Genomic DNA, 3,269 nt, shown 5'->3' with positions numbered 1-3,269 from the left:
TGGTGCCGGCGAGAGGAGTCGAACCTCCGACCTATCGATTACGAATCGGTGCCGGTGACCAAACAATGTAGAGGGCGTTACGTCAGGTGACCCGTGAGGACTGGTAAACACACCAGTACCAAGGGGCACCATTATGACAGTCCGAATCACGACCACATCAACCAAGGGCGGTGTCGGCAAGACCACCGTCACGGCCAACCTCGGCGCCTACCTCGCGGACCTCGGCTACAAGGTCCTGCTGATCGACGCCGACATCCAGCCCACCCTGTCCAGCTACTTCCCGGTGGACCCGGCCCTGATCGCCGCCGGGGGACTCACGGAACTCATTACCAACGGCGACACCGACGGCACGGTCACTCCGATCGACATCCCGCTCGACGGCGAGCACGACGGGGCCCTCGACATTGTGCTGTCCAACGACCCCCAGGGTCGGCTGCAGCAATGGATCCTGCACACGCCGGACGGCCGCGTGCGACTCAAACACATCCTCGCGGATTACGACGACCTCTATGACGTCGTCCTGCTGGATACCCAGGGGGCTGTCGGCCCCCTGCAGGATGCCGCCGTCCTGGCGGCAGACTTCCTGCTCTCCCCTATTCCCCCGGAAATCCTCTCCGCCCGCGAGTTCGCGCGCGGGACCGTGTCGATGCTTGATCGGCTGCGACCGATGGCGGCCATGGGCGCACCGGTCGGTCCACTTCGCGGCCTCCTCTATCGGGTAGACCGAACCGGAGACGGCCGCGCGATCGCGGACGAACTCCGGCGCGAGGCCTGCGGCGAAAGCCGAGGCCAGATCACCATCCTCGATACGTTCATCCCCTCCGCCGTGGCCTACCGAGAGGCGGCCACCCAGCAGGTGCCCGTCCATCGATGGGAGCCCCACCGACAAGGGCCCACCCTGTCCGGTGCCGAGACCATGCGCCGCCTCACCGAGGAGCTGTTGCCTCACCTGATCCGGGGAGGTGCGCAACATGGCTAAGAAACAGCTGAGTTCCGAGGAGCTGCGCAGCCGCCTGACCGTCGGCCATTTCGGCGATGCGGCGGCGCAGGATCTACCGCCAGGCGACCCTCTGACCGTCACGCAGATGGTGCTGGAGATCGACCGGATCCGGCCGTATGACGGCAACCCCCGGCGGCAACGCAACCCGCAATACGACGAGATCAAGGCCTCCATCCGGGCGCAGAAGCGCCTCAACAACGCCATCGAGGTCACACGGCGACCGGACGACGACCTCTACATGGTACGCGCCGGCGGGAACACGCGGCTTCAGATCCTGCAGGAGCTGTACGAAGAGACCGGCGACGAGGCGTACCGCAAGGTCCATGTGCTGTTCCATCCCTGGACCTCGGACCAGGATGTGTTGGGTGCGCACCTGATCGAGAACGAAATGCGCGGCACGATGACCCTGATCGATCGCGCCCTCGCGGTCGATCGGCTGCGCGAAATGTTCGAGGCGGAGGCCGGCGAGAGCCTGAGCCGCAGCGAACTCCAGCGGCGACTACAGGAGATCGGTTACACCGCATCACGAACGCTACTGAGAAGGTTCGACTACGCCGCGAAGAGCCTCTTGCCCTGCATTCCGCAGGCCCTCCACGGAGGGCTCGGCAACGACGGAGTGGAGAAACTCCGCAAGCTCCATCGGTCGGCTCATGCCGTAGGCGAGTCCCATGGGCACACCCTGGATGCGGTGGACATGGTGTTTGAGGAGTCCCTCGCCGCCACCGATGCGCCCGAATGGGACCCCGGTGCAGCGCGCCAGGAACTGGAGCGGCGTCTGGCCGAGAAGCTGTCCCTCGATCTGCGCACCGTGCGCATGGAACTCGATACGCCGCCGACGCAGGACCCCGAGGGGACGACGGACCCATCCGACATGCCCTCGGACGCCGATCCCGGCGCAATGGTCCAATCGACACCGCCCGTCCAGGATGCCCCACCTGACGGGGCACCCGGAGCGAACCCCGAGCGTTCCGGTGCCGCTACCGGTGGAGAGGCCGGTGAAGGTGACCCGCCTCCTGCCACCCCACCGGTCACGGCACCGACTGAGCCCGCGCCTACGCCCGCAGCCGCGCCAACCGTGGCGGATCTGAGGCGTCGGATCTACACGTTGGCCGAGCAGATCGCCACCCGCTACCACTACGCCGATCAGATCCAGCCCGTAGACATCGGCTATGGCTACTTCATCGACCTGCCGAGCGAGACGGTCGAGGAGGCGGCGGCCAGGATGAACGGGGTGGAGAACGACTACCGCCTCTGGACCTGGTGGCTGCTGGTCAGCTGGTCGCAGATCGGCCTGCACCCGGACCGCGTCCTGCAGACCGCCCCCACCCATCGCCTGGCCTCAGCCATTCACCGAGGCGACGAGGAGGAGGTCATCGCGCGGCACATCCCCGAGCCACCCTGGCGCGCGCTGGGCTGGATGGTCAGTTCGTGCCTTCGCGAGCGCGATTTCGCCGACTTCGTCGCCCTCGTCCAGGCCTGTCGAGACCTGCAGCACCAGGCGGACGCGGACGATCTCGATCCGTGGGAGGGCTGAGCCATGAGCAGCACAGCGGATCTCACCCTCCATGTCCTGCGCTACGCCATGTCCAGGCTGCAGGACGCCGACATGAACGCCCTCAGCGTATTGGGCCTCACACCGGACCAAGCCTCGACCCTCGCTGACATGACCTTCGACGAGCTGGTCGAGATTTCGCGACTCGGGCATCTGTTCATCGACCTCCAGATCGACGCCGATCGGTTCGATCAGCTGATCGAACGAGCGCGGGGCGAGGTCCAGTCCCGCCAGGTCCAGGACGAGCTGCTGCGGCACCAGGCGGACGCCCGGATGATGGAGGCGCTATTCGGGATGACCACGACGGATGTGGCCCGACGTCGGCGAGTGCTCGGGCTGCCCTCGCAGCCCGGTCGGCCGCGATCACCCACGTCCGAACAGGCTCAGGCGATGTGGGACGCATGGCGGGCCGCCCCGAAGGACCTACCCGATCCGGATCGCTATCTCCACGTCGCGCGCAGCACGGGCGCCTCGGCCTCTGCGGTCTACCGGCTCGTCGCGGAGTGTCAGCACACGCTGGCCCCAACGTATCCGCCGGCCAAGACGACGCAACCCGTGGTGGACCTGGTGCATCACCAGCTCGGGACCCACCTCTATTCCGCCGGGGGCTCGTCATGACTGAGGAGATCACACCCCGCATCCGAGGGCTCAAGGCGTACCTGGAGGACGCCGCGCGCCAGCTACAGGATCGGCCGCCGGACCCCGCCGGCGAGGAGG

Annotated in this window: 3 protein-coding genes; all 3 read left to right on the top strand. The window is 66.8% G+C overall.

What is annotated here, in order from left to right; genetic code table 11:
- The first annotated feature begins 133 nt into the window (after positions 1-133).
- The 3 genes from F618_RS0114495 to F618_RS0114485 are packed head-to-tail and all read left to right on the top strand — an operon-like array spanning position 134 to position 3,170.
- Positions 134-979, top strand: coding sequence for a ParA family protein (locus tag F618_RS0114495; protein ID WP_018168685.1), 846 nt, complete (start codon positions 134-136; stop codon positions 977-979).
- Entirely contained in the window at positions 972-2,534 is a 1,563-nt protein-coding gene (locus F618_RS0114490; RefSeq protein WP_026331257.1) for a ParB family protein, read from the top strand. The genes F618_RS0114495 and F618_RS0114490 overlap by 8 nt, the downstream gene beginning before the upstream one ends.
- Positions 2,535-2,537: 3 nt before the next feature.
- Positions 2,538-3,170: a DUF2857 domain-containing protein gene (locus F618_RS0114485; RefSeq protein ID WP_019569002.1), complete on the top strand. Its 633-nt coding sequence runs from the start codon at positions 2,538-2,540 to the stop codon at positions 3,168-3,170.
- Positions 3,171-3,269 lie beyond the last annotated feature (99 nt).

Origin of the sequence: Thioalkalivibrio sp. ALMg13-2 (genome assembly GCF_000381185.1) — a bacterium.
GTDB lineage: Bacteria > Pseudomonadota > Gammaproteobacteria > Ectothiorhodospirales > Ectothiorhodospiraceae > Thioalkalivibrio > Thioalkalivibrio versutus.
The sequence above is the reverse complement of the archived record's forward strand: the minus strand, read 5'-3'. Positions and strand labels throughout refer to the sequence as shown.

What these genes read in the sequence shown, in the direction of transcription:
- F618_RS0114485 (WP_019569002.1), top strand. Translation starts at nt 2,538, where the DNA reads ATGAGCAGCACAGCGGATCTCACCCTCCATGTCCTGCGCTACGCCATG.
- F618_RS0114490 (WP_026331257.1), top strand. Translation starts at nt 972, where the DNA reads ATGGCTAAGAAACAGCTGAGTTCCGAGGAGCTGCGCAGCCGCCTGACC.
- F618_RS0114495 (WP_018168685.1), top strand. Translation starts at nt 134, where the DNA reads ATGACAGTCCGAATCACGACCACATCAACCAAGGGCGGTGTCGGCAAG.